The sequence below is a fragment of the Marinobacter alkaliphilus genome (assembly GCF_055394375.1).
Genome location: NZ_AP043751.1, coordinates 1,598,517 through 1,624,224 on the forward strand (window position 1 = coordinate 1,598,517; position 25,708 = coordinate 1,624,224).

Annotated in this window: 29 protein-coding genes and 2 pseudogenes; 24 read left to right on the forward strand and 7 right to left on the reverse strand. The window is 56.4% G+C overall.

Annotation, left to right across the window (positions count from 1 at the left end; genetic code table 11):
* Positions 1-203 precede the first annotated feature (203 nt).
* The 11 genes from pqqA (at position 204) to ACZ5Q2_RS07210 (ending at position 10,496) form a co-directional block, all read left to right on the forward strand.
* A complete protein-coding gene (gene pqqA, locus ACZ5Q2_RS07160; RefSeq protein WP_007153157.1) occupies positions 204-275 on the forward strand; it encodes a pyrroloquinoline quinone precursor peptide PqqA in 72 nt (23 codons plus the stop codon).
* A 52-nt stretch (positions 276-327) separates the two neighbouring features.
* The gene (gene pqqB / locus ACZ5Q2_RS07165; protein ID WP_061330672.1) at positions 328-1,257 is read left to right on the forward strand and encodes a pyrroloquinoline quinone biosynthesis protein PqqB; all 930 of its coding nucleotides are present in this window, start codon (positions 328-330) and stop codon (positions 1,255-1,257) included.
* Positions 1,254-2,009 (forward strand): pyrroloquinoline-quinone synthase PqqC, encoded by a 756-nt coding sequence (pqqC, locus tag ACZ5Q2_RS07170; protein ID WP_061330671.1) that lies wholly within the window; start codon positions 1,254-1,256, stop codon positions 2,007-2,009. Before pqqB ends, pqqC begins: the two co-directional genes overlap by 4 nt.
* Positions 2,010-2,020: 11 nt before the next feature.
* A complete protein-coding gene (pqqD, locus tag ACZ5Q2_RS07175; protein ID WP_061330670.1) occupies positions 2,021-2,290 on the forward strand; it encodes a pyrroloquinoline quinone biosynthesis peptide chaperone PqqD in 270 nt (89 codons plus the stop codon).
* Entirely contained in the window at positions 2,287-3,423 is a 1,137-nt protein-coding gene (gene pqqE / locus ACZ5Q2_RS07180) for a pyrroloquinoline quinone biosynthesis protein PqqE (RefSeq protein WP_061330669.1), read from the forward strand. Before pqqD ends, pqqE begins: the two co-directional genes overlap by 4 nt.
* A complete protein-coding gene (locus tag ACZ5Q2_RS07185) occupies positions 3,416-5,284 on the forward strand; it encodes an alpha/beta hydrolase family protein (protein WP_227510033.1) in 1,869 nt (622 codons plus the stop codon). The genes pqqE and ACZ5Q2_RS07185 overlap by 8 nt, the downstream gene beginning before the upstream one ends.
* Positions 5,285-5,330: 46 nt before the next feature.
* The gene (gene ercA / locus ACZ5Q2_RS07190) at positions 5,331-6,494 is read left to right on the forward strand and encodes an alcohol dehydrogenase-like regulatory protein ErcA (protein WP_061330668.1); all 1,164 of its coding nucleotides are present in this window, start codon (positions 5,331-5,333) and stop codon (positions 6,492-6,494) included.
* On the forward strand, positions 6,478-8,226 hold the full coding sequence (locus tag ACZ5Q2_RS07195; protein WP_230714781.1) for a PAS domain-containing hybrid sensor histidine kinase/response regulator: 1,749 nt from the start codon (positions 6,478-6,480) through the stop codon (positions 8,224-8,226). Before ercA ends, ACZ5Q2_RS07195 begins: the two co-directional genes overlap by 17 nt.
* Before the next feature lie 65 nt (positions 8,227-8,291).
* A complete protein-coding gene (locus ACZ5Q2_RS07200) occupies positions 8,292-8,579 on the forward strand; it encodes a hypothetical protein (RefSeq protein ID WP_072676270.1) in 288 nt (95 codons plus the stop codon).
* 32 nt (positions 8,580-8,611) lie between these two features.
* Positions 8,612-9,988 (forward strand): class II fumarate hydratase, encoded by a 1,377-nt coding sequence (locus ACZ5Q2_RS07205; RefSeq protein WP_061330665.1) that lies wholly within the window; start codon positions 8,612-8,614, stop codon positions 9,986-9,988.
* Positions 9,989-10,013: 25 nt separating this feature from the next.
* Positions 10,014-10,496: a CDP-archaeol synthase gene (locus ACZ5Q2_RS07210; protein WP_061330664.1), complete on the forward strand. Its 483-nt coding sequence runs from the start codon at positions 10,014-10,016 to the stop codon at positions 10,494-10,496.
* A 5-nt stretch (positions 10,497-10,501) separates the two neighbouring features.
* Here the strand turns inward: ACZ5Q2_RS07210 and ACZ5Q2_RS07215 are convergent, their stop codons facing one another.
* Complete coding sequence (locus tag ACZ5Q2_RS07215) at positions 10,502-11,476, reverse strand: metallophosphoesterase (protein WP_061330663.1); 975 nt, start codon at positions 11,474-11,476, stop codon at positions 10,502-10,504.
* Positions 11,477-11,615: 139 nt separating this feature from the next.
* Here ACZ5Q2_RS07215 and chrA point away from each other — a divergent pair, with 139 nt between their 5' ends.
* From chrA to ACZ5Q2_RS07235, 4 genes are all read left to right on the forward strand, one after another.
* On the forward strand, positions 11,616-12,794 hold the full coding sequence (chrA, locus tag ACZ5Q2_RS07220; RefSeq protein ID WP_061330662.1) for a chromate efflux transporter: 1,179 nt from the start codon (positions 11,616-11,618) through the stop codon (positions 12,792-12,794).
* A 91-nt stretch (positions 12,795-12,885) separates the two neighbouring features.
* Positions 12,886-13,536 (forward strand): peptide-methionine (S)-S-oxide reductase MsrA, encoded by a 651-nt coding sequence (gene msrA, locus ACZ5Q2_RS07225; RefSeq protein WP_061330661.1) that lies wholly within the window; start codon positions 12,886-12,888, stop codon positions 13,534-13,536.
* Positions 13,537-13,547: 11 nt separating this feature from the next.
* Complete coding sequence (gene msrB / locus ACZ5Q2_RS07230; RefSeq protein WP_061330660.1) at positions 13,548-13,973, forward strand: peptide-methionine (R)-S-oxide reductase MsrB; 426 nt, start codon at positions 13,548-13,550, stop codon at positions 13,971-13,973.
* 120 nt (positions 13,974-14,093) lie between these two features.
* Positions 14,094-14,858 carry a lysophospholipid acyltransferase family protein gene (locus ACZ5Q2_RS07235; RefSeq protein WP_061330659.1) on the forward strand — a complete coding sequence of 255 codons (765 nt, stop codon included), beginning with the start codon at positions 14,094-14,096 and terminating at the stop codon, positions 14,856-14,858.
* 16 nt (positions 14,859-14,874) lie between these two features.
* Here the strand turns inward: ACZ5Q2_RS07235 and ACZ5Q2_RS07240 are convergent, their stop codons facing one another.
* Positions 14,875-15,861 carry a calcium/sodium antiporter gene (locus ACZ5Q2_RS07240; protein ID WP_197463798.1) on the reverse strand — a complete coding sequence of 329 codons (987 nt, stop codon included), beginning with the start codon at positions 15,859-15,861 and terminating at the stop codon, positions 14,875-14,877.
* A 400-nt stretch (positions 15,862-16,261) separates the two neighbouring features.
* Here ACZ5Q2_RS07240 and mqo point away from each other — a divergent pair, with 400 nt between their 5' ends.
* From mqo to ACZ5Q2_RS07255, 3 genes and pseudogenes are all read left to right on the forward strand, one after another.
* Complete coding sequence (gene mqo, locus ACZ5Q2_RS07245; protein WP_106693820.1) at positions 16,262-17,743, forward strand: malate dehydrogenase (quinone); 1,482 nt, start codon at positions 16,262-16,264, stop codon at positions 17,741-17,743.
* A 232-nt stretch (positions 17,744-17,975) separates the two neighbouring features.
* Positions 17,976-18,218: pseudogene (locus ACZ5Q2_RS07250) on the forward strand (hypothetical protein); the annotation flags it as partial.
* Between the two features lie 102 nt (positions 18,219-18,320).
* Entirely contained in the window at positions 18,321-19,184 is an 864-nt protein-coding gene (locus tag ACZ5Q2_RS07255) for a hypothetical protein (RefSeq protein WP_230714778.1), read from the forward strand.
* On the opposite strand, the gene ACZ5Q2_RS07260 is transcribed toward ACZ5Q2_RS07255, so the two are convergent.
* From ACZ5Q2_RS07260 to ACZ5Q2_RS07270, 3 genes are all read right to left on the reverse strand, one after another.
* The gene (locus ACZ5Q2_RS07260; RefSeq protein WP_230714776.1) at positions 19,181-20,068 is read right to left on the reverse strand and encodes a chemotaxis protein; all 888 of its coding nucleotides are present in this window, start codon (positions 20,066-20,068) and stop codon (positions 19,181-19,183) included. The two genes, ACZ5Q2_RS07255 and ACZ5Q2_RS07260, sit on opposite strands and share 4 nt — an antisense overlap.
* Before the next feature lie 246 nt (positions 20,069-20,314).
* The gene (locus ACZ5Q2_RS07265; RefSeq protein WP_230714774.1) at positions 20,315-20,914 is read right to left on the reverse strand and encodes a putative adenosine monophosphate-protein transferase Fic; all 600 of its coding nucleotides are present in this window, start codon (positions 20,912-20,914) and stop codon (positions 20,315-20,317) included.
* On the reverse strand, positions 20,907-21,026 hold the full coding sequence (locus ACZ5Q2_RS07270) for a YhfG family protein (protein WP_230714772.1): 120 nt from the start codon (positions 21,024-21,026) through the stop codon (positions 20,907-20,909). Before ACZ5Q2_RS07270 ends, ACZ5Q2_RS07265 begins: the two co-directional genes overlap by 8 nt.
* A 282-nt stretch (positions 21,027-21,308) precedes the next feature.
* Here ACZ5Q2_RS07270 and ACZ5Q2_RS07275 point away from each other — a divergent pair, with 282 nt between their 5' ends.
* The 6 genes and pseudogenes from ACZ5Q2_RS07275 (at position 21,309) to ACZ5Q2_RS07300 (ending at position 24,123) form a co-directional block, all read left to right on the forward strand.
* Positions 21,309-21,695, forward strand: a complete 387-nt coding sequence (locus ACZ5Q2_RS07275) for a hypothetical protein (RefSeq protein ID WP_230714770.1) — start codon at positions 21,309-21,311, stop codon at positions 21,693-21,695.
* Positions 21,696-21,723: 28 nt separating this feature from the next.
* A pseudogene (locus ACZ5Q2_RS07280) lies at positions 21,724-22,032 on the forward strand (SOS response-associated peptidase family protein); the annotation flags it as partial.
* An 11-nt stretch (positions 22,033-22,043) separates the two neighbouring features.
* Positions 22,044-22,298, forward strand: a complete 255-nt coding sequence (locus ACZ5Q2_RS07285; RefSeq protein WP_374786930.1) for a hypothetical protein — start codon at positions 22,044-22,046, stop codon at positions 22,296-22,298.
* Between the two features lie 104 nt (positions 22,299-22,402).
* Positions 22,403-23,131 (forward strand): TIGR04255 family protein, encoded by a 729-nt coding sequence (locus tag ACZ5Q2_RS07290; RefSeq protein ID WP_230715523.1) that lies wholly within the window; start codon positions 22,403-22,405, stop codon positions 23,129-23,131.
* A gap of 18 nt (positions 23,132-23,149) precedes the next feature.
* A complete protein-coding gene (locus ACZ5Q2_RS07295) occupies positions 23,150-23,521 on the forward strand; it encodes a hypothetical protein (protein ID WP_230715521.1) in 372 nt (123 codons plus the stop codon).
* Positions 23,518-24,123 (forward strand): hypothetical protein, encoded by a 606-nt coding sequence (locus ACZ5Q2_RS07300; RefSeq protein WP_230715519.1) that lies wholly within the window; start codon positions 23,518-23,520, stop codon positions 24,121-24,123. Before ACZ5Q2_RS07295 ends, ACZ5Q2_RS07300 begins: the two co-directional genes overlap by 4 nt.
* 355 nt (positions 24,124-24,478) lie before the next feature.
* Here ACZ5Q2_RS07300 and ACZ5Q2_RS07305 read toward each other — a convergent pair whose 3' ends face one another.
* Entirely contained in the window at positions 24,479-25,186 is a 708-nt protein-coding gene (locus ACZ5Q2_RS07305; RefSeq protein WP_230715517.1) for a transglycosylase domain-containing protein, read from the reverse strand.
* A complete protein-coding gene (locus ACZ5Q2_RS07310; RefSeq protein ID WP_230715515.1) occupies positions 25,165-25,659 on the reverse strand; it encodes a hypothetical protein in 495 nt (164 codons plus the stop codon). The genes ACZ5Q2_RS07305 and ACZ5Q2_RS07310 overlap by 22 nt, the downstream gene beginning before the upstream one ends.
* Between the last annotated feature and the right edge of the window lie 49 nt (positions 25,660-25,708).

Here is a 25,708-nt window from a genome sequence, read left to right on the forward strand (position 1 = left end):
TCCTTCTCCCATGCTAGGCCGCTGGGGGTTGGGCTCAATTCAACCTCGGGGGCAAACGATTGCTACTTTCAGCCGGCGGAAAACAGTTCCAAAGTACCATATGGGGTGCCAGCGTCTGTGATTACGATGATTGTGTGCATCTGGCAAACGCCCGTTCGCACCACCATGCAACGCACTAATAATCACGACAAGAGGTGAGCATCATGTGGACCAAGCCTGCTTATGAAGACCTGCGGATCGGTTTTGAAGTAACCATGTACTTCGCCAACCGGTGAGCCCTGGCCGGCCAGCCCTTTGGCTGGTCGTTCCCGCTCGGGAGATCTGCTGATGCACCTGCACATTCTGGGGTCGGCCGCTGGCGGCGGGTTCCCTCAATGGAACTGCAACTGTCGAAACTGTGCCGGCTTCCGCGCCGGAACGCTGAATGCTCATGCCCGCACCCAGTCGTCGATTGCCATCTCTGAGGATGGCGAACGCTGGATTCTGTTCAATGCCTCTCCGGATATTCGTGCTCAACTCGCTGCTTTTCCTGCCATGCAGCCGGCGCGGGCGCTCCGGGATACGGGCATCGCCGCGGTTGTCTTGATGGATAGCCAGGTTGACCACACCACGGGGCTTCTGTCTCTGCGTGAGGGGTTACCGATGGATGTCTGGTGTACTCGCCAGGTGCACGACGACCTGAGTTCCGGGTTTCCGTTGTTCACAATGCTTAGCCACTGGAATGGCGGGCTTAACTGGCGCGAGATTCCGGCCGATGAGCAGCAACCATTCAGTCTGCCCTGCGCGCCCTCCCTTGAATTGACGGCCATTCCCTTGCTCAGTAACGCCCCGCCATACTCCCCGCGCCGGGATAATCCCCATCCGGGTGACAACATCGGTCTTTTCATTCGAGATACCCGCACCGGGCAGACCGTGCTCTATGCGCCCGGCCTGGGGCAACCCGATGCCCGCATTCGCGGCTGGATGCAGCGGGCGGATTTGCTTCTGGTAGATGGCACCGTCTGGCACGACGACGAGATGATCCGTCAGGAAGTGGGCACCAAAACCGGCCAGGCCATGGGGCATCTCGCCCAGTCCGGCGCCGGTGGCATGATCGAGTTACTGGACAGCATGCCGGCCCAGCGCAAGGTGCTGATCCACATCAACAACACCAATCCGATTCTCGACGAAGACTCGCCGGAACGGGCAGAGCTCACGGCCCATGGCATCGAAGTCGCCCGGGACGGAATGCATTTTGAACTGACGGGGCAACCATGAACGCCAAAGCCAACACCGCCATGAACCGGCAGGATTTCGAACAGGCCCTCAGAGATAAAGGCGCCTACTACCATATTCACCACCCTTATCATCGAGCCATGTACAGCGGCCGGTGCACGCCGGAACAGATTCGTGGGTGGGTCGCCAACCGATACTACTACCAGGTGCGGATTCCACAGAAGGATGCCGCCATCATGTCGAACTGCCCGGATGCTGGGGTTCGGCGGTTGTGGCTGCAGCGCATTCTGGACCACGATGGTCACGAAGGGGATGTGGGTGGTATCGAGGCCTGGCTGACGCTCGCCGAAGCCGTGGGGCTGAGCCGGGAAGAGGTGATCGACGAACGCCACGTACTCCCCGGTGTCCGGTTTGCTGTGGATGCCTATTTCAACTTTGCGCGCCGGGCAACCTGGCAAGAGGCGGCCTGCTCGTCACTGACCGAGCTTTTTGCGCCGGAAATCCACCAGTCGCGGCTCGACAGCTGGCCACAGCATTACCCGTGGATTGAAGAGAATGGCTACCGCTATTTCCGTAAACGTCTATCGGAGGCCAGACGGGACGTGGAGCACGGCCTGGCCATTACCCTGGACCATTTTGTCACCGAGGCTCAGCAACAAAGGGCGTTCGAGATTCTGCAATTCAAGCTGGACATTCTCTGGTCGTTGCTGGATGCCCTGACCATGGCTTACGTTCACCAGACACCGCCATACCATACGGTCACCGATCAGCCGGTCTGGCATCGGGGCCTGTAAGGAGCGTTACCATGACTTTGGAGAAAACGCCCAAACTCCGCCGTGGTTTCCGGTTCCAGTGGGAGCCGGTGCAACAAAGCCATGTGTTGCTGTACCCGGAGGGTATGGTCAAGCTCAACGGCAGCGCCGGTGCCATCCTGGCGGAAGTGGACGGGGTTCGCCCGGTACACCAAATTATCCACTCCCTGGAACAGCAGTTCCCGGAGGCCGGCCCGCTGGCGGCCGATGTGGAAGCGTTTCTGGCAGACGCGGTTCAGCAACAGTGGATTGAGTGGTCATGACGGCGGCCGCAGAAGCACGGGTAGGGCCGCCGCTGTGGTTGCTGGCGGAGCTCACCTATCGCTGCCCGCTGCAATGCCCCTATTGCTCCAACCCGTTGGACTACGCCAGCCAGCAACAGGAACTGTCCACGGAGCAATGGCTGGATGTGTTGCGCCAGGGGCGAGCCATGGGGGCGGCCCAACTGGGCTTCTCCGGCGGCGAGCCGCTGGTGCGCCAGGACCTGCCGGAGCTGATTGCCGGGGCCCGGGATCTGGGGTATTACACCAATCTGATTACCTCCGGCATCGGGCTGACTGAAGCAAAAGTGCAGGCGTTTGCCGAGGCGGGGCTGGACCACATTCAGGTCAGCTTTCAGGCCTCAGACCCGGAACTCAACAACGCCGTGGCCGGTTCCCGCAAAGCCTTCGAACAGAAGCTGGCCATGGCCCGGGCGGTCAAGGCGGCCGGCTACCCGATGGTGCTCAACTTTGTGATCCACCGTCATAACATTCACCAGATGAACGACATTCTGGCCCTGTGTGAAAACCTGGATGCCGATTACGTGGAGTTGGCCACCTGCCAGTACTATGGCTGGGCATTTAAAAATCGGGAAGGACTGATGCCCTCCAAAGCCCAACTGGTTCAGGCAGAACATGAGGTGAATTGCTACCGGGACGATCTCCGTAGCCGTGATCGCGCCATGAAAGTGATCTTCGTCACCCCGGACTACTACGAGGAGCGCCCGAAGGCCTGCATGAATGGCTGGGGCAACCTGTTCCTGACCGTGGCACCCGATGGCACCGCCTTGCCTTGCCACAGCGCCCGCCTGTTACCCATCGATTTTCCCAACGTGCAAACCAAGTCCCTGAACGACATCTGGTATCACAGCCCCGGCTTCAACCATTACCGTGGTGACAGCTGGATGCCAGAACCCTGTCGATCCTGTGATGAAAAAGACAAGGATTTTGGCGGCTGTCGGTGCCAGGCTTATCTGCTGACCGGTAATGCCGATAACGCCGATCCGGTCTGCTCCAAATCGCCCCATAACGATCGGATTCTGGCCGCCCGCACCGCTGCGGATCACGCTACAGCGGGGTTGGACGACCTTATCTACCGCAATGCCCGGAATTCCAAGTTACTCTACCGTGGCTGAGCCGATTTCGGCGCATGCTGCCTGCGCCGGTTTTTCCCAGTATGCGCAGCTGAGAGTGTGCGGCGATAGCATTTTCTGGCTTGCGTCTGAGCCGGAAACCGGTTCTGTTGCCCTTTGGCAGGCGGACAACTCCGGCATCTGTCGGGTCAACACCGGCCCGGGCAGTATCCGAAGTCGCCTCAACGGCTACGGTGGTGGTGCCTATGCGGTACTGCCGGGGCGAGTGGTCTGGGTAGCGGAGGATCAGCGCGTCTGGCAGCTCAACCGAGTGACAGGTAGACGAACCTTATTGGTGCCGGAGGTTGACGCTACCTGGGGAGGCTTGGTGGCAGACCCGCAACATGAGCGGGTGTTGGCGGTGCGTGAACGGCATGAACAGCAGGCGTTGATGGCCCTGGAAGCTACGGGGCAAGTCCGGGTGTTGCACCAGGGGCTGGACTTCTACGGCGCGCCGGCGGTCAGCCAGGACGGTTCCCGCGTGGCTTGGTGCAGCTGGCAACTGCCGGATATGCCCTGGTTGCAGTCAACGCTCTGGCAGGCAACGGTCACGGCTGACGGTGATGTTGCAGGTGCGTCAGGGCAGTCCCCGCCGGTTTCTGGTTCGGTTCAGCAACCGCAGTTTGTCGGTGAGCATCTGTGGGTCATATCCGACCATGAGGGCTGGTGGCAGCCCTGGCGGGTAACGCGCCGGGATGGCCGCGACCAGTGGCTGAAAAGCACGGCGCCCATGCTCGATCATGCCAACGCGCCCTGGCAACTGGGTGAGCGGCATAGTTGCCCGTTGCGTGAGGGTGGTTGGGCCAGAGTGCAATACCGTCAGGGTATCGGTGAACTTTGGCTGGAGCGGGCCGGCCAGTGTCAGAGAGTGGCTGAGGGCTGGACGGATTTCCGGGATCTGAGTCCGTCAGCCGATGGCCTTGTGTGCATAGGGCGGGCTGCCGACCGGCACGATGCGGTTCTGAAGGTGTGTGCGGACTCCGGCTCGGCAACCATCCTGGCTGGCGGACAAGTGCCGGATCGCTCAATCATGGCGCCGGTGGCCCCCGTCGCTTTTGTAGTGGATGCGGAAGCGCCCGACACTCTCCCCGTTCAAGGGTTTCTATATCCTCCCATATCCGCATCCGCCGCGGCACCACCGGTCATCCTGATCGCCCACGGTGGGCCAACGTCAGCCGCCTATGCGGTCTACAACCCCCAGGTTCAGTTCTGGTGTCAGCGGGGCTTTGCCGTTGCGGAGGTGAATTACACCGGCAGCACCGGTGCTGGCCGGGATTTCCGCCTTCGTCTGGCCGGCCGGTGGGGCGAAGCGGATGCACGGGACATGGTGCGCTGCGCCGATTACCTGGCGGCACAAGGGCTGGTCTGCGCCGACAACGTGTTCATTCAGGGCCGAAGCTCCGGGGGTTTTACTGCACTGATGGCGGCGGTGCAGACTGACCGCTTCAAAGCCGTTGGCAGCCTGTTTGGCGTGACCGATCCATTGCGGCTTCGTGCTGCAACCCATCGGTTTGAATCCGGTTACCTGGACTGGCTGCTGGGGAATCCTCAGTCCAATCGTGCCCGCTGGCAGGCACGTACTCCGGCCCTGCAGGCTGACCAAATAAGCTGCCCTGCTATTTTTTTTCAGGGTGGGAAAGATGCCGTCGTGGTGCCTGAGCAGACCCGGCGGATGGTGGCCGCGCTTCAGGACCGGGGCCAACCGGTGGAATTGCACTGGTATGAGGATGAAGGCCACGGGTTTCAGAGGGCAGAAAATCAGGCGCACATGCTCGAATCGCTGTACCGGTTTTATGGAAGCCTGGTCCCAGACAACCCTATGATACGCCAAAAGGACAATGAACCAGCGCACAAACTGAGTTAAACTCTCAACTATTCCTATAACAACAAAACGGTTGTCCCTGAGCGTCATGAGCTACGATATTTCCGCGCTGCGCAAGTTTGTCTCTCCCGAGATTGTCTTCGGTGCCGGGTCCCGCCGGTCGGTGGCTAACTTTGCCAGTAATTTTGGTGCCCGCCATGTGTTCCTGGTGTCTGATCCTGGTGTCGCCGCCGCCGGATGGGTTGCAGAAGTTGAAACCCTGCTGGTTGAGGCGGGGTTGCGCTGTACCACGTTTACAGCGGTGTCGCCCAATCCCAAAGTAGATGAGGTGATGGCCGGCGCCGAACTCTACCGGGCCAGCGAATGCGATGTCATCGTGGCGATCGGCGGCGGCAGCCCCATGGATTGCGCCAAGGGTATCGGCATTGTGGCCAGCCATGGCCGCAGCATCCTGGAATTTGAGGGTGTGGATACCATCCGTAATCCTTCGCCACCACTGATCCTGATTCCCACCACCGCCGGTACGTCAGCGGACGTCTCGCAGTTTGCCATCATTTCGGACCCCAACCGGCGCTTCAAGTTTTCCATCATCAGCAAAGCGGTGGTGCCGGATGTCTCGTTGATCGACCCGGAAGTAACCGAAACCATGGACGCCTACCTCACCGCCTGTACCGGGGTGGATGCCCTGGTGCACGCCATCGAGGCGTTTGTTTCTACCGGCAGCGGGCCTTTGACCGATACCCATGCTCTGGAAGCCATTCGGCTGATCAACGGCAATCTGGAAGCGCTGGTGGCAAACCCGTCAAACCCGGTGTTGCGAGAGCAGATCATGCTGGCGTCCATGCAGGCGGGGCTGGCCTTCTCCAATGCCATTCTGGGGGCTGTCCATGCGATGTCCCACAGCCTGGGCGGTTTCCTGGATCTGCCCCACGGCCTCTGCAATGCACTGCTGCTGGAGCATGTGGTGGCCTACAATTTCCCCTCCGCCGAGGACCGGTTCCGCCGGGTTGCCGAGGCCATGGCGATTGATACCCGGGGTTTGAACGGGGCACAGGTCAAGGCACGGTTGATGGCCCGCATTATTGAACTCAAGAAGACCGTTGGCCTTGAGGCGCGGCTCAAGGAGCTCGGCGTCACCACCTCTGATATTCCCTACCTTTCCGGCTATGCATTGAAGGACCCCTGCATACTGACCAACCCAAGGAAGTCGTCACTTCGGGATGTTCAGGTGGTCTATGAAGAAGCCCTCTGACTCAACCAGCACCGGTTACGACATCGGCGATCTTTTGGGGCTCAGCAGCCAGTCTGCCCGAAAAAGCTATTACCCCGCGTTGCAGGAGCGCCTGGAGGAACTGGAGCAGGAGCGCAACCGCTACAAATGGCTGTTTGAGAACGCTCTGCACGGTATCTTCCAGGCCAACCTGCGTGGTGGTTTTCTGGCCTGCAATCCCGCCATGGCCCGAATCTGCGGCTATGACAACCCGGAGCAATTGCAGAAAAAAGTGATTCGACTCAGGGAGCAGCTGTTCTGCAGCGCCGCAGAGTTCGATCAGCTTCGCCAGGAACTGCTCGACCATGGCAGCCTGAGCGCCCGCGAGACCCGTCTTCGGCGAGCAGACCAGACCCCCGTGTATGTCGCACTAACCATGCTCCGCCGGCCGGATCTTGGGCCGGAAGTGGTGGAAACCTTCGTTGCCGACATTACCGAGCGGGTGCAGGCCCGGCAGAAACTGGAGCAGCTGAATGCCGAACTGGAAAAACGCGTGGAGGAACGTACCGAGGCGCTGCAAAACGTCAATGTGGACCTGCGTTATCAGATTGAAGAGCGGGAAAAGGTTGAGCAGGAGTTGAAAGTGGCGGTGAACGCTGCCAAAGAAGCCAATCGCAGTAAAGACAAGTATCTTGCGGCTGCCAGTCATGACCTGCTGCAACCCCTGAATGCTGCCAGGCTGATGATTTCGGCCCTGCAGGACAGCCAGTTACCCGAGGCGGAAAACCGGATGGTGCATCAGGTGCACAGGGCCCTGGAAGGTGCCGAGGATTTGTTGGCCGATCTGTTGGATATTTCCAAACTTGACCAGCAGGCCATGAAGCCGGATCTGACCTGTCTCAATCTGGCTGCCATGCTGAAAGGATTGGGCGAAGAATTTGAGGCGGTGGCTACCAATGCCGGACTGCAGTTCCGGCTCCGGGTGCCACCGGTATCACTTCGGACCGACCCCCGAATGCTGGCACGGATTGTCCGTAACCTGTTGAGTAATGCCTTCCGCTATACCCGTGAGGGCGGCGTGATGCTGTCTGTCAGGCAACGTCGGGATCGGCTGGCCATTGAAATCTGGGACACCGGCGTGGGGATCGAATCCCACAAGCTGCAGGATATTTTCACCGAATTCCACCAGCTACTGCCCCAGGGCACCGGCGGTCGCCAGGGCGTCGGATTGGGACTGGCCATTGTGGAGCGCATGGTACGGGTTCTCGGTTACGGAATCCGGGTGACCTCACGGCCCGGCCGCGGTTCGAGATTTGAGGTGTCGATCCCGCTTGAACACAGGGTAAATGAGGCCTGGCGAAGCCAATCTTCAGCCGGAGGTGCCACCCACGGAAACTTTGACGGACTGGCGGTATTGGTGGTCGACAACGAGCCCGCGGTGCTTGAAAGCATGGCCGCGTTGCTCGAAGGTTGGGGTTGTGAGGTGTTTCCGGCCGACGGCGAATCCAGTGCCCTGGACATGCTGAGTGAGGGCCTGGTCCCGGACGTGATTCTGGCGGATTTCCACCTGGACAATTGCGCGACCGGTTGTGAGGCTGTCTACGCCGTTCGCCGTGCACTTGACCATGATGTTCCAGCGGCCATCATCACTGCTGACCGCAGTGATGAAGTGCGCACGCTGCTCAGGGCCCAGTATCTTCCCATCCTTAACAAACCCGTCAAGCCCAACCGTTTGCGGGCGTTGCTGGCCAGTCTTGCCGCCCCGTCAACCTGACCCCACGCGCTTGCGCTTTACGACTACACTTATTCCTGAACCAGTCCTTGATTCAGGAGACCGTCATGAGCCACACCGAGCATGCCCTTACCAACCATGAAGTCACCGTTTGCCTGGCCGGCGGAGCTGTGCTTGGCCCATTCAATGCGACCTGGAGCCAGGATGAGGGCGGGGACGTGCGGGAGCTTGTCCGCGAATACGACGCCTTCCTGCAGGGTGAGAAACAGCGCCGTTACAAATTTCATCTGCATGATACCTACACCAACACCGTCCACACACTGATTCTCAATTTTGAGCAAGTGACCGGCATTTGCGACCATGTCAGGCTAAGATCGCAGGACCGAGGGGCTTAGTGTCCCGCCTGGCAAGCAAAAAGGAGGACGCAATGAGCGAGTTCAGAACGGAAAAAGACAGCCTGGGTGACGTGAAGGTGCCCGCGAATGCCCTGTGGGGCGCGCAAACCCAACGGGCCATCGATAACTTTCCGGTCAGTGGTCAGCCGATGCCGGCCCGGTTCATTGTGGCGGTGGCGCAAATCAAGTGGGCGGCAGCCCAGGCCAACGCGTCTTTGGGGTTGCTGGATGCCCGTTTGCGGGACGCTATTGCCGAAGCCTGTGATCAACTGATCCAGGGCGAACACGCGGACCAGTTTCCGGTGGATCGGTATCAGACCGGCTCCGGCACCAGCACCAACATGAATGTGAACGAAGTGATTGCGGCCATTGCCCGGAATCAGGGTGTCGATGTCCACCCTAATGATCACGTTAATATGAGCCAGAGCTCCAACGATGTGATACCAACGGCTATACACGTCAGTTCGCTTTTGGCCGTAAAAGAGCAACTGCTGCCGGCCCTGTCGCACCTTCGGGGTGTCATTTACGAGCGGGAAGCGGAACTGAATGCCCAGGTCAAAACCGGTCGTACTCACCTGATGGACGCCATGCCGGTGACCCTGGGGCAGGAATTGCGGACCTGGCGGGAACAGCTGGCCCTGGCTGAGAAACGTCTTGAGCAGGCAATGGAGGAACTGGCGGATGTGCCCCAGGGCGGCACTGCAGTGGGCACCGGTGTGAATGCGGCGTCTGAATTCTCTGGTCAGTTCATCAAGTTCCTGCGCAGCAACACTGGCTACCCGTTCCGTTCCATGGAGCACAAGTTTGTTGGTCAAAGTGCTGTGGATGCGCCTGTCGCCCTGTCAGGCCAACTGCGGGGTGTGGCGGTGGTGCTCACCAAAATTGCCAACGATCTGCGCTGGATGAACAGCGGTCCGATTCACGGGCTGGCAGAAATCAGCCTGCCGGCATTGCAGCCTGGCAGTAGCATCATGCCGGGCAAGGTGAACCCGGTTATTCCGGAGTCGGTCGCCATGGTGGGCGCCCAGGTGATGGGGCTGGACAATGCGGTGGCCATTGCCGGCCAGTCCGGAAACTTTCAGCTCAATGTGATGCTGCCTCTGGTGGGGGGCAACCTGCTGGACATGATCGGTCTGTTAACCGGGGCCTCCGCTATCCTCGCGGACAAAGCGATGAAAGGCTTTACGGTGAACGCCGATAATCTGAATGCCGGTGTCGGGCGTAATCCGGTACTGGTGACGGCGTTGAATCCAGAGATTGGCTACACCCTGGCGGCGGATATCGCCAAGGAAGCCTACCGCACCGGTCGGCCGGTGATTGATGTGGCCGAGGAGCGCAGCGGTCTCGGCCGTCAACACCTGGAAAAACTGATGGATCCGCTCAAGCTCACCCGTGGCGGGTTGACCTGAGCGGGCAAGACCGGAGGAGTCATTCTTGCTGCTGTCCCTGGAGCTGTTTGTCATGCTGGTTCTGGCCAATGGCTCGCCGGTGGTCGTGGCCAGGCTGTTGCATCAGACCGGCAACCGGCCTGTGGATGGCGGTCGGGTTTGGCGGGATGGTCGCCCGGTGCTAGGCCCCAGCAAGACCTGGCGAGGGTTGGTCGCGGGCACGGTGTCTTGTCTGCTGTTTTCGGCCTGGGTTGGGCTGGGCTGGTTGTTTGGCGCGTTGTTCGGTTTGCTAGCCTTGCTGGGGGACCTTGTCAGCAGTTTTATCAAACGCCGGATGGGGCTAGCGTCCAGTGCCCGGGCATTATGGCTGGACCAGTTGCCCGAGGCCTTGCTGCCCATGGCCATGGCGTGGCTCTGGTTATCCTTGCCGTTGTGGGAAGCGGTTGCCGTGGCGCTGCTGTTTGCGCTCAGCAATATGCTGTTCTCTCCGGTGCTTTATCGTTTGGGTATCCGCAAACAGCCCCATTGAGGAAGCTACTCGGGCCCCCGGGACAAGGTGTGCAGGGTAACCTCCGGCGGGCAGTTCAGGCGGACATTCAGCACAGACGTGCCAGCGCCTGGCGAGGTATAGCCTTGCATGCCGTTAACCTGCCAGAAACCGCGGCCAAGCCGGCGAGGGCAGTCGGAGTCGAGGGTGACCGGAATGCCCCCGGGCAGGCAGAGCTGCCCGCCGTGGGTGTGTCCGCACAGAAACACGTCGTATCCGGCATGGGCAGCTTCCCGCCAGATCTCGGGCGTGTGGCTCAGCAGCAGGCTGATGCCGCCGGGAGGAATATCATCGCCGGCCCGGTGCAGGTTGTGAACCTTGTAGTAATGGGCATCGTCCACGCCGGACAGGTAGAGCTTGCTTGCTCCGCGGGCAATGGGTGCCATTTCGTTCATCAGCAGCCGGTAGCCCATGTCTTCAAGGGCAGGTACCATGCGCACGCTGTCGTGGTTGCCCAGTACCGCGTAGGCATCGCCCCGGATGGCCTGGCGCAGGCGGGCCATGCCCTCAAGGGCTGCGTCAATCGGCCCCCAGGTGAGCTTCCGGTAATCGCCGGTCAATACACACAGGTCATAGTCCAGAGGCGTGATCTGATCGATCACTGCATTCAGGTTCTGTTCATCCATATCAACGTGAAGGTCGGTCAGGTGCAGGATGCGAAAACCCTCGAACGCCTCGGGCAAATCGGGCAGGGTAAAAGTGTTCTGGGCAGTGGTCAGCTTGCGGCTGTTCTCCCGGGCCCGGCCAAACAAGCCAATGGCTTGCAGGCAAAACCGAATCAGCCTTGGCGCGTTGGCGACATTCTCAAGGTGGAACGAGCGACGATCGCGCCCGAACACCCGGGCCTCGGCTTCCTGTTCGATGCCCAGTCGCTGGCGGGCATGCACCGGGCCAAGCCGAAGGCTGAGTCGGTACTGGAGAAGTTCGTTCTGATCTTCTGGTGCGCGAACCCTTGCGGTCATGTGAATCGTCCTGATGCCGAGCGGAATCTTATGTTTGATTCCTTCACTCATTATGGATGGTCAGCGGGGTAGTGCAACCGGATAGACACAATGTTCATGTTTTACTGATGCACCGCAAATCCAGGAGAGACAACGAGTAATGACTGAATCCGACAAGCCGGTGCGATTAGGCAGCTGGCAGGTATTCCTGATCTTTCTGCGGCTGGGGCTGACGTCTTTTGGTGGCCCGGCAGCTCACCTGGCGTATTTCCATGATGAGTTTGTCAAGCGCCGGAAGTGGCTGTCAGACAGCGCCTACGGTGAGGTAGTGGCGCTTTGCCAGCTGTTACCGGGCCCCGCGTCCAGCCAGGTCGGGCTGACCATCGGTTTTCTGCGGGGGCATTATGGCGGTGCCATGGCGGCCTGGGTGGGTTTTACCTTGCCCTCGGTACTGGTCATGGCGCTGTTTGCCTTCGGGCTTACGCTCTGGCCGGACCTGGGTGAGGGTGGCTGGGTCAGCGGCCTGAAGCTTTTTGTGGTGGCGGTGGTGGCACAGGCCGTCTGGCAGATGGGGCAGTCGCTGTGCCCTGATCGGCCTCGCATCGTCATTGCCATGTTGGTGGCGGTTGTTCTGCTGTTGGCTGGTGCCGTGTGGATGCAGGTACTGGTTCTGGCGTTGGCAGCCGTTGCAGGAGCGGCATTGGGATTGCCCTCGCAAAATAAGCAAGAATCCTTGCAGGTGCCGTTGCAATCGCGAAAGCCGGGAATGTTTGCCCTGCTGTTTTTGGTGTTGCTGGCACTGTCCTTTGTTCCCCAGGTAACGGGATCCCTGGCCTGGATCGGTGCGGAGCTTTATCGCGCCGGCGCCCTGGTATTTGGCGGCGGTCACGTGGTGTTGCCATGGCTCCAGGAGGGCTTTGTGGTCTCCGGTAATATGTCGGCCGATACCTTCCTGGCTGGCTACGGTGTCGCGCAGGCGGTGCCGGGGCCACTGTTCAGTTTCTCTGCGTTTCTCGGGGGTGCCGAGGGCGGCATCGCGGGCGTTCTGATTGCAGTGGTTGCGGTGTTTCTGCCTGGAACCCTGTTGGTGTTCGCCGGTCTACCGTTATGGCAGTGGTTACGTGAGCACGAGAAAGCACGAGCGGCACTGACGGGCGTCAACGCCGGGGTGGTGGGCTTGCTCCTTGCAGCGCTGTACGACCCGGTCTGGACGTCGGCCATTCACGGTGCCGGCTATTTCGCTCTGGCATTGGTGTTCTGGCTGGCACTGGTCATCGTTCGGGTGCCGGTATGGCTGCTGGCACCCGCCAGTGCGCTGCTCGGAGCGGTCTTTTTGTAACACCCGTACGTATAAAAGCGTGAACTCCCCGTTTGGAATTCCGAACCAGAACCGCCACAATCGAATAAACCGAACCCACTGGAGCAATCTGATGAGTGACGCATGCAACATTCCAGGACTGACCGTGCCTCGTAGCCGGTTTCCGGCACCTGAGAAAGACCTGCACGAGCCCGCGGGTGAATCCCGGGTGGTTCTGGCTGGAGGTTGTTTCTGGTGTGTTGAAGCGGTTTTGGTGGCGATTGACGGTGTCATCCGTGCGGAATCCGGATACGCCGGCGGTGCGGCTGAAGCGGCCAACTATGAGGCTGTCTGCAGCGGGACCACCGGCCATGCGGAGGTGGTGGATGTTCACTACGACCCGGCGAAGGTCAGCTTTGGCGAATTGCTAAGAGTGTTTTTTTCGGTGGCTCACGACCCCACCCAACTGAACCGCCAGGGTAACGATATTGGGGGCCAGTATCGCTCAGCGGTGTTCTACGAAACGGATGATCAGAGGCAGGTGGCTGAGGCCTACATTCGCCAGCTTGATGCCGCCGGGGTGTATTCCGATCCGATTGTCACCCGACTGGAGCCGCTCACCGCGTTCTACCCTGCGGAGGCATACCATCAGAATTTTGCGGCCCGTAATCCCAGGCAGCCCTACATTCTGGCGGTGGCAGCACCCAAGATGGCCAAGCTGGTCAGCACCTGGCCAGACCACCTGAAACCTGAATTCAGTGACGATGATCCTGACCTGGCCTGAGGAGTTTCCCAATGACAGTATCGGCAAAAGGCTATGACCTGACCCCTCTGACGAAAGCAGAGGTTGAGGTAAGGGCAGCGGGATTGACCGCTGAGGAAAAACGGGTACTGCTGGATCACGGCACCGAGCACCCGTTCTGTGGCACCTTGCTGGATAACAAAAAAGCCGGGGTTTACCTGTGCCGGCTGTGTGATCTCCCGTTGTTCAGCTCGGACGCCAAATTTGATTCCGGAACCGGCTGGCCCAGTTTCTTTCAGCCGTTCGCCCCGGAGCATATCCGGTACATTGAAGACCACAGCCTGGGTATGAGCCGCACCGAGATCCGCTGCCCGCGCTGTGACAGCCACCTTGGGCACGTGTTCCCGGACGGCCCGGCGCCCACCGGTCAGCGGTATTGCCTGAACTCCATTGCCATGGTGTTTGAGGAACAGGAGTAACACTCAGGCACCTTCCTTGTTCTCCGTTTGGCGGTTATTCAGGGGACGATTGAGCCGCTATAATCCCTTTCTGTTGTTCCGGGCCCACGGCGCCCGTCCCATAGCGGAAAGGATGTGTGCATGAAACGATTGAACTTGAGCCCCCTGACGGAGTCTGCGACGCTGCTAAGACGTGCCGCTGTTGTATTGGGCTCGGTAGGGCTTACCGCCATCTACTCTTTGCTGGTGCTACTGAGGGCTTTGTTTGGTCGTCTGAACCGGCCGATTGTCGACAAATACTGCCGGGAGTGGTCTGCCGCGTTGTTGAAGCTGGTTCGGGCAAGCCTGACGGTGCGGGGCGAGGTTCCGGACTTCAATGACGGGCGTCGCTACATCATCATGAGTACCCATGCCAGCCACTACGATATTCCGGTGAGTTTTGTGTCTTTGCCTGGCTCCATCCGGATGCTTGCCAAAAAGGAACTGTTCCGGATTCCCCTGCTGGGGCAGGCGATGGCGGCAGCAGAGTTTCCCTCGATCGACCGGTCTAATCGTATCCGCGCCGTCCGGGACCTGGAGCGGGCAAAGCAGATGATGGAAAACGGTATTGTGCTCTGGGCGGCTCCAGAGGGCACGCGCTCCTCCGATGGCACACTGTTGCCGTTCAAGAAAGGCTGTTTTCACCTGGCACTGGATACTGAGGCGGTGATTGTGCCGGTAGCCATTCGCGGTATACATCAGGTGCTACCGGCCCGGAGCTTGCAAATCAATCTTGGTCAGCCGGTCGACGTTCGAGTCGGGACGCCCATTGAAACAGCGGGTAAAAGCAAAGAAGACCTGGCGCAGATCATGTCAGATGTACACCAGAGCCTGGAACAACTGTTGGGTGACGGAGAGCCTGAGTAACCGGGCCCTGCCTGTGTCAGCCACCTGAGCTGGCGGCCACCACGGTGTAGAAAAGGTAGCCGGTGTACGCAAAGTAAACCGTCACCAGTATTGTGCCGTCCACCCGCGAGACCAGCTTGCGCCAGCCGGTCAGGCCGAAGCCCATCAACAGCAGGCCAACGGTAAGTGCCAGCATCAGAGTCCAGTCCCGGTAAAGCACTTCCGGGTCTACGGATAATGGCTGAATGGCAGCGGCCAGGCCAACCACGGCCAGGGTGTTGAAGATGCCCGAGCCAAGGATGTTGCCCAGAATCAGATCGTGCTCATTCTTGCGCACCGCCGCGATGGCCGAGGCCAGTTCCGGTAGCGACGTGCCAATGGCTACAATGGTCAGCCCGATAATCAGATCGCTTACGCCAAGGGTCTGTGCCACGGTGACGGCTCCCCAAACCAGCAATCTGGAGCTGGCAATAAGCAGAACCAGCCCGATGATCAGCCAGATAACGGCGTGCTTTAGCGGCATGGGATGTTCGATCAGCTCGGCATCGGCAGCGTTGCCCAGTGGGTCGTCTTTGTTCTTGATGCCCTGATAGATTGACCAGCCCATCACCGCTGCAAAAACGCCCAGTAACACCCAGCCATCCAGTCGCGTTAGTTCACCATCTATTAACGGGGCACCGGCGATGAGGGTCAATACCACCAGCAGCGGCAGTTCCTTGCGGATAACCTGAGAGTGCATGGTAATAGGCGCAATAAGGGCAGTCAGGCCTACAATCAGGGCAATGTTGGTAATGTTGGAGCCATAGCCGTTGCCCAGTGCCAGCCCGGGATTGCCGTCTGCGGCAGCCATGGCAGATACCGCCAGTTCCGGTGCCGAGGTGCCGAAGCCGATAATCACCATACCAATCAGCAGTGACGGCATGCCCAGATGCTTGGCGGTGGCTGCTGCGCCCTCAACAAATTTGTCAGCACTCCAGACCAGCAAGACAAGACCGGCAAGAATGGCACCGATTGCCATCAACATAGAACAGACCTCAATCAGAATGTGGTGTAACTCCGCACCGGCCGGCGGGGTAGGTGGCGCACAAGATACCACAAGTCAAGGTTTCAGGTCAGCCCCGACGGAGATGAACTTTTTGATTCCGGCACTGATCCGCACTATCAGGAAAAGGGTATCAGACTAAAGTGGCGCTGATATTGTTAACAAAACGCGCGAAAATCGTGGCAAACCATAATAGTTAGTCCGACACACATCGATTGACAATCGCAATTTATTATTCCGGCAAAAATCGGGATAATGCGCCCAATTTCAGACCGGAGGCACACAGCAGCGCCGTCTACCTCGCGCCCCGCTGGCTTCCGACAGGCCGCTTTCGCTGATCGTGGAGTGGCAACAGGCTCAACACTAGCTAGGGTGAAAACCAATGGCCGTTAGACAGGCAGACGTAGTGCTGGTCGGTGGGGGCGTCATGAGCGCAACCCTCGGCATGATGCTCAGGCAGCTGGACCCGTCACTGGATATCGTCATGGTGGAGCGTTTAGACCACGTTGCCCATGAAAGCACAGACGGATGGAATAACGCAGGTACCGGCCACGCCGGCTACTGCGAACTCAACTACACCCCCGAAACCGACGATGGCGACGTTGAAATTGCCAGAGCTCTGCAAATCAATGCGCAGTTTGAGGTGTCGCTGCAGTTCTGGTCGTACCTGGTAGAGCAGGGCATTCTGCCAGAGCCTTCTACTTTTATTAACCGCACGCCACACCAGAGCTTTGTCTGGGGCGAGAAAGACGTCGCTTTCCTAAAGCGCCGTTACGAGCGCCTGAAAGAACACCATCTGTTTCGCGAGATGGAATATACCGAGAGCCCAGACGACCTGTCCGAGTGGATGCCGCTGGTGGTCAAGCATCGCGACCCTATGCAGCGTGTGGCGGCAACCCGTATCAAGCACGGTTCGGATGTGGATTTCGGTTCCCTCACCCGCAGCATGGTCGAATGGCTGGAAACCCAGCCCAACTTTGAGTTGATGCTCAGCAGCCCGGTGCATTACATCGATCAGCGGGACAATGGCCGCTGGAAGTTGCGGGTGAAGAACCAGAAGACCGGGGAGTTGACCAAGCTGGAGGCCGGCTTTGTGTTCCTGGGTGCCGGTGGCGGTGCGCTGCCGCTGTTGCAGAAATCCGGCATTGATGAAGCTCGCGGTTACGGCGGGTTCCCGGTCAGTGGCCAGTGGCTGGTGTGCCAGAAGCCGGATATTGTTGAGCAACATGATTCCAAGGTATACGGCAAAGCGCCCATTGGCGCACCGCCGATGTCCGTTCCGCACCTGGATACCCGGATCATCAACGGTGAACCTGCACTTCTGTTCGGGCCGTTCGCTGGTTTTACCACCCGCTTCCTGAAGCAGGGTTCGGTGTTTGATCTGTTCGGTTCCGTTCGCGCCACCAATCTTCGTCCGATGCTCTCGGTGAGCAAAAGCAATATGGATTTGACGCGTTACCTCATTGGTGAAGTGTTCCAGTCCCATGGCGACCGGGTTGAATCTTTGCGCAATTTTTTCCCGGATGCCCGGGAAGATGACTGGAAGCTGCAGATGGCTGGCCAGCGGGTACAGATCATCAAGCAAACCCCGGAAGGGGGCGGCAAGCTGGAGTTTGGTACCGAAATCGTGGCAGCAAAGGATGGTTCGCTGGCGGCCTTGCTAGGCGCGTCTCCTGGCGCATCGACAGCAGCTAACGCAATGCTGAACGTGATTGAACGTTGCTTCCCGGAGAAGTTGAAGACTGACCAGTGGCAGGAGCGGATGAAGGAACTGGTGCCTTCCTACGGCCAATCTCTGGTGAACGATGAACAGCTGCTCAACCGGGTTCGAGAGCGCACGCTCTCGACATTGAAGCTGGGTTAATCGGCGCCGATTTATACACTGAGTCTGTCTCTTTAACGGGCTCCAGATTTGGTTCTGGCGCCCGTTTTTGTTTGACGTCGCTCTGCCAAAAGTTGCGATTTGCAGCTAACAGGTGCAGGCTGAAAGGCCAACCCTGACGAGGAGAGCGCTGTGACTGAACAGAACTATAATCCCGACAAAGGGTATGTTGCCCTGCTGGGCTGGAGCCTGAATGCCGTGGAAGCGGTTTGACTATGGCTATAAACCTAATCCCTCCGCCTGGCTGATTCAGGGGGTGTTGAACATGCTGGGCCAGCCACTGGGGGTAGGGCAGGGTAACAACCCCACCTGCCAGTCTGCCCGGGCCTTGTCCATGTGGGCTTATAGCGATCCGGATTACCTGCTGCAAATGGTAGCCTGGGCTGCCCGGGACAATGAGATTGTCATGCACTTTGAGGGGCGGCCCGTGTCTTCGGCGCAGAGTGCCGGTGGATTACAGTGAGAACCGCCGGGTGTTTGATGAGGAACTGGCGGAACTGACCTGTCGGCTGTGACGCGTGTATGATGCCAGAAAGTATTGTATGCAAGGTGCTGATGAATGATTCGTCTTGGTGTTCGTGGATTTTTGATGGCGCTCGTTGTGCTGGCGATAACCGGCTGCAGCAAGCCTGAAACGCCCCAGGAAGTGGCAGCGGCCTTTTGGCAGGCCATGGCCGACAACGACGCAGGTGACGTGGTGAGATTCTCCACCCTGGACGACCCCCGTGACGTTGACGGCTACCAGCGAAGCTGGGCCAATGCCGTTCCCTCCTTTGGCCGGGTTGTTATTGATGAGCGTGAAGCAACGATCGTTACCCGCCTTCCGGCGGAAGAACGCTCCGGCGGAGAACGTCTGGAACTGACCACCTATCTGGTGCGGGAGCAGGACCAGTGGCTGGTTGACTATCAGCGCACAGGGGAGGCCATACTGAACCCGTCCCCGTTCAGTAACATCATGGGTGAGTTGAGCCGACTGGGGCAGAGGCTCAGTGCGACCTTTTCCTCTTCAAGCAGTGAGCTTGAAGACAAAATGGAGCAGTTGGCCAGAGACCTGGAAACCTACTCAGACGAGATGAGCCGAAGGGCCGAGAGCGCCATGGAAGATTTTGCCCGGCGATTGCAGGAATCCATGCGCGCCCTTGAGCGTTCGCTTGACGAGGCGCTGAGAGATGATCAACCTGAATCCGCCGAAGACCAGGCTATCATGGAGCAGACCGCACGGGACCTCGGGCGCCAGGCAGACGAATTGAGCGAGCCCACCCTCGAGGCACTGGCCAATGCCAGCCGCACCGTTGCCGAAACCGCTGAGCGCTTCAGCCGGCTCAGCCGGGAAACTCTCAACCGGTATCAGGAAAAGCTGAACGAGAAACTTGCCGAAATGCGGGCCGACGCCGAAGCCTTCATCGAAGACATTCGGCCTTAGCTGGCTTGTTCAGCCCCTCTGAGCATCGCCTGCAATAACTCCTCGGCGTCAAACTTGGTGAGCGCCTCGTTGGCGCCCACCTGGTTGGCATAGCTCAGGCTCATCTCACTGTTCAGCGAGGTGTGCAGAATGACGTATGGCTGCTTCAGGGCGTTATTGTCGCGAACATTGAACGTCAGTTCGTAGCCATCCAGCCCCGGCATCTCGATATCGCTGACCAGGATGTCGATCGGCGTGCCGCGCTCGTGCTGACTAAGCAGCACCTGCAGGGCATCGTCACCGTTGGTGGTCACATGGTAGGTAATGTCCTTGTTGTCCAGCACATCGCTGAGCTGCTTGCGGGCCACCTGTGAATCATCCACCAGCAGAATGTTCAGGGACCGCAGGGTTTCGCTCTGCACGTCTGACAGCACCACCTCGCCGGCGTCCAGGGACTCCGGGTACACCTTCGCCAGCAACAGCTCCACATCCAACAGCTGAATGATGTCGCCTTCCACATCCAGAAGCCCCGTGATGAAGGCATTAGTGCCCAGCGCCTTGGGCGGCGGTATCACACTCTTCCAGTCGGTTTCGATAATCTGCTGAACGCTGCGCACCAGAAAGCCGATCTCCTGGCGCTGAATGTCGGTCACGATGATGGAGCCCTTGGCCTGCTCTTCTTTTGTCAGCGCCGGATAACCAACCGCAGCCGACATATCAATAACAGGAACCGCTGAACCCCGGAACGTAGCAGTGCCAATAACCGCGTGATGACTATGGGGCAACTTGGTCAGCCGTTGAAAGGGCAGGATTTCCCGAATCTTGAGCGTACCCAGACCAAAAAGGCGCGATCCGAAAAGGCGGAACAGCAGGAGTTTCTGGGACTGCTTCGCTTTGCTGGACATACAGAAGGATCCTTGCAAACACAAAAGCCCCTACGGTGAGGAGCTGTTCTGTAGAAGTTGGAATTCATCTGTAGCAATAGTAGCAGCTTTGCTGTGATGCAGGGTTTCACTGGTTTGTATCAATTGGTGACAGGGCTTTTCCCTACCACTCAAAACCGCAGTTGCGTTGACACTTTGTGGACACTTTCAGGCGTTGAATCATAGCAGTAGATTTGGCGAGAAATGCCAACCTCGCATCGCTGAATTCTAGAACGCCAATGGCTCACCAATGCACTTTTCAAAAATTTCTGCGAGGGGAGCGTAGTTACAAACCACGGCCGCTTCGTTCGCTTTAATCCACCTCTCTGGATCAATTCCGTTCCAAGAAATGTCGAACCCAGCGTTCACGATGAGGTGTTCGAAGAAGATCCTTTGTGCCCGTCCGTTACCCTCTCTGAACGGATGAATCATGTTGATGTCACCGTAGTACTCTGCGGCCTTTACGACCAACTGATCCCGGGGTAGCGAAGTGAGGTATTCCTCTTTCTTGAGGCAGTCGAAGATCTTATCCGATTCTTTCTCAATTCGTCGGACAGTGCAGAAACGCGTATCGGCTTTCGAGATATCAACCGTTCGTAATTCACCGGCCCAGGAATAGATCTCCTGGAAAAGCACCCGATGAATCGATCTGAGGTAATCTAAATCATAAGGGGGAGGGCTGAACTCGATGGTATCGGCATTGACGTTCGAGATCTCGCGCTCTGCTTCGTGTAGCAGTTCGCCGTCCCTTATGTCGAAGAGGTTGATTAAAACATCTGAGTTTTTATAGCAGTAGCTGTCGTTACCGACGCCATACTTATCAAGCACACTTCATAGCCAGCTTTTTGTATTTCCGGATCAGTGTTTTCTTGTTCGACGCTTTGGGGCCTTCCTTCACGCAGAAGCCTTCCAGGCGCATGCTGGCATGATAATTGGCCATCCTGGTTTTTCTGACGTGCGCCGCTTTCTGCTCGTCTGACGGCATTTTAGCTTCTGCGTTTCGAGCCATCGTGACATAACCCTATATTGGCCGCTAAATTTGATCGGTTGCAGCAAGATTATACGTGCTCTAGAGCCTTAACCGGTCACCTCAGTATATCAGTTCTTCAAATCCTTACCATTAAGGCTAGATCAGTAAATCGACCGACTGATCCTATGTTGTGTTGCTACCTAACAACCGCATTGGGTAATCTTCACATAACCAAATTCAAAGGAGTGAATGATGTCCTGGTTAAAGATCTTCTCTGCAGTCCTTGCCGCGAACCTCGCCACAGCCGTTATCGGCTTCCTCGTTTCCACCTTCCTGTTCGCAAGCGCTATGAATATGACCATGTCAGCTGTTCAGGATCGAATGTTCGGTGGTCACGTTACGTTCGGTTCAACACAAACCGCGCCAGACCCTGAAGCCGTTCGGGCTATGAACGAAAAGTTGAAGCAACAACGCCTGGAAAGAGAAGCCCAAGCCCGTCGGCAACAAACACTGAGGGAACGGCAGCAAAACGCGCAGCGTATCAACGCCGAAACGTGCAACTTCTGGCGCCAGCAGTACCAACAGTCACCAACAGACAAGAACAAAGCCTACAGAGACTCGGCGTGTTCTAAACTGTAGAAAACCTGCCGTCTCTGAGGTGCTTCATGTGCGGCCGATTCAACCTATCAGCCGACCCCTTAGTCCGGGCCTCCTGGACGAACTCGGTATCCCGCTCCGGATAGAGCCCCGCGTTAACATCGCCCCCGGAGCAAAAGCTCAGATCGTCTATGAAACCCACCAGGGCCGCACCCTGCAGGACGCCATCTGGTTACTGCTCATAGAACCCAAACCAGACGGCACTGGCTACCGCCCCTCGCCAAAGTACAGCACCTTCAACGCCCGATCGGGCAGCCTGGGCACCAGCCCACTCTGGATGAAACGCTTTCACAGCCAGCGGGCCATCATACCGGCCAGCGGATTCCATGAATGGACAGGCGAGAAAGGCCACAAACAGTGCTACAACATCCACACCCCAGGTTCAGCCACATCCACCCGAAAACCATATCGCTCATGCTCAACCGGGAAGACTTCGACATGTGGCTTGACCCAAGCCTGACCAACACAGACTCATTCCAGGACTTACTCAAAACCCGAATCCGGCAACGTTTGCTGGTAGAGCCAATTAGTTCACCTACTGACCTCAATGCCATTGGGCCGGGATTCTTCATCCAGTCAGACTGATCTAGTCCTTGACTAGCGCTGCACGTTGAATTGGGGTGAAAAACTTCTTCTATTGGTCCATAATTCGCTCACGAACGAACTTTCGACTACGCGAGCGACGCTTTGTGGATTTGAAACTAAGCAACGATTCTATTGTAGAAGCTTTATTTGAGCTTAGGTTTAATAGTACTTTTGCCATGCCAAGTTCGGCATTTGCGGGGCTTTTGTACTCGAAGCTAAGATCAGAGTATCCAAAGTTTGAGGAGCTCCCAGCGGCGAGCGTCCCTGAAGACGTAAGAACGAAAGATCCGCGTTTCCGTTATTCTCCAACTCATCGACTGACTGGTGACAACTATTCAGTTTCTGTAGGTGAGTCGGTCTGTGTAGTTTCTTGCCGAAAGCCTTATGGCCACTGGGAACAGTTTAAACCTAAAATCGAATCAGTGTTGAACGAGGTCAAAGAGATTGGCGTCGTGGAATCTGTTGAGAGAACTGGTTTAAGGTATATTAATATCATCCCAAATGGCGTTGACCCTAAAGCTCAGTTTTCAAATCTACAGTTTGTCGCTTCATTAGCTGATCTTGATCTTTGTGAGTACATGACGTCGATACGTACAGAGATTCCTTCGGGGCGTTTTGTAAACATTGTTACGGTTTCTGCTAATGGTGAGGCAGTCAGCTCTGACGATCGCGAATCTGTTAGGGGGCTTATTTTTGATATAGATACTATATGCAAAGGTCCTCTTTTAGATTTTTGGTCAGAGGCTTCTGACTTGTTAGAGGAGGCTCATGCTGTTGAGAAGGGGATCTTTTTCAAAGGTCTCAGTGAATCTGGAAAGGATTTCTTGAAATAATATGGGAGGGAGTTTGCTATGTACGGTAAAATCATGCCCGCGTTAAATCCTGCTTTTTCTGCATTGGCTGCAGCTGCTGCGTCGGTTCCGTCTGGTTTTTGTGAAGATGCCAACCAACAGCACCAACATTCTAGTCAGGTGTGGGCATCTGCTGCTATACACGGTCATCGGCAAGGCTCCACACAAAATATAGATGGCTTTAACGGTTATTACGTCGTGCGGTCAGAGGGAGGTAGTAATTCTACTCTTTCCCTTTTTCAAGATAATGTGACTGAAAAGCTCAGAGAAGCAGGTAGTCGAGTCTCTCGGCATCTTCTACGCAATGAGACTGACTTTGACGATAATATAAAATCTATGATATCAGAGAACCTTTGGGAGCTTTACGGTTGACTGATTCGGTTCAGAAGGTAATGAATGTAGCAGAGACATTCTTGCCTTCTTACCTTACCCCCGCGCAAAAGGAAGATTTGGTTTCGGAGCTTAGGAAGTTCCCTAATATTGTTAATTATTATCTTTCCTCTGGATTTGAAGATGAGGCTCTTCAAGGGGATGTGTGGTCAAACTTTGAGATTATAAAATTTGACTCCGGCGATAGGAGGACTTGCTCAGGCATTATACTCTCAAATAGTTGTGATATCAGCCCTGATAATGAAAGGCACTTGCCGGTAAACAATGTATTGTTTGCTCCTCTTCTTTCTCTTGATAGGCTGAAGAAATTTTTATCTGAAAATAAGGTCCCTGTTGCAAAGATCGAGAGCATTTTTCAAGGGATTAAATCTCAAAGCAATACTTCGACATTCTTTCTTCCTGGTATGCCGGGTGTTATTGAAGACTCAGTTGTTCTTCTCAGTGATGTGCACATCGTGCCTGCTTCTTATTTCAAGGAAAACTGCAAAAAGAGTTTGACCTTGAGTATGCATGGTTTTTATATTTTTTTGATAAAGCTTTCTATTCATTTTTGTAGATTTAATGAAAGGGTTTTTCGCTTTTAAAAGTATATCGTGTCATTTTGAGTCTTGGTCTTTGATTTTATCTAAAAGCTTCATTGCTATTTCTGTCGCATTTATTGAAAAGTCTTCAGGTACCATTGGCACTACTGCTCTTTGCAAATATTCGGTTTGCCATTCTTGCTTTAATCCACGAGTATCGCTTTCCGCTTATTGCCAACACCTGTAGATTTGCGTTTAGTGTAAAGCTATCTGGCGTCTACTGTATCGGGGGCTTGCCAGCCATACCTTTATAGTCACTTCATGATGAAAGGAGGAGGGCATTCCGACTTTGCAAAGAGTGCTTAGCCAAACAATCATCGTCATGACTATGCGATACGCCCGCATGAGTTCAGATTATCTAAACTCGGTTCTGGAGCTTAATCTTTTCAACCGGGTTTGCTAAGGAATTCTGGGGGCTTTCAAGGATACCGATCAGTGTCTTCAGATTTGATCTTCTGGCTCGTTCTAGGTGGAATACTCGTTTTTTTATTTTTTCCTCCCATTGTTCTGTTGGCACCATTGGTTTTGGATACTTCAGTTGAGAGGTAAGCTTCATCAACTCGGGAAGGCGCATCCTCTCTAGACTATATCCGCAACTTTTTTCCAGCGCTTCAACTCCTACCTGTCCTGAACCGAAGAAAGCTCGAGATAGGTAGGCGTCAGCAATATCTTGTTTTTGCTGGTGCCGGCACAGCTCAATGGCGATTAATTGTTCTCGAACTTTTCGTTTAATCGAGGGTTCGTACCTGCATGTCACTACCCTTACGAATTGCTGCTCTATCGTGCTTGCACCGCGCCTTTTGCCCTTAAATCGTCTCTCGTGGAGCGCAGAAATGATCGCAATAGGGTCTATTCCATAGTGCAGCTCGTTTCTGTGATCTTCCGCAATCACAAGGGCTTGACGGAGGTATCTGGCTCGGGTTGACGAGTGTTTGACCTCGGCTAAGCACTTTTGAATGTCGTCCCTAAAGGCTCTTGGGCCAAATCTGGCTAAAAACCTTGATGAGATTACGTAGGGCACTGATAGTAAGGCAATCAGCACCTTCAGAATGGTGTTCTTTGCCACTGTACCTCACCACTTTGCTTGGCAACCATAGAGTAAAACTGACCTTGCATTTTCTTCTTGGTGTTGAACTTGAGTTCATGAAAGGTGGTTGACTCGCGACTTTCACCATTTTCGATTATATGTATAAACACTCTATCCTTGCGCAGATAGTTCTTCTGGATAAAGCCCCCTACTTTTGCTCTGGTTCGATGTTCACCTACGTACTCTCGTGTCCGGTTTTGCGCATCTTCGTAAAACTTTTCTGCAGAGCCTCGTACAGTGGCTCCCTCAACCCAGAGCATAACTTCGTATCGCAAGACCATATTTTTGTATGGGTTATAGGCGGTCTTTAGGGTTGTTTTCTGAAAGTACCAGCGACCGTTGATGTTGGGAATTGGGCATATTATTTCTTTTATAATGAAGATCACGAGTGCCAGAATGGCGCCGCCGGCCACAGTCGCACTTGTCGCGATTAAAAAAGCATAAAAGTCCATTTTCTGATCTCCATTTTATTCTATCTTTTTTGTTGCCCAAATGGGGCTC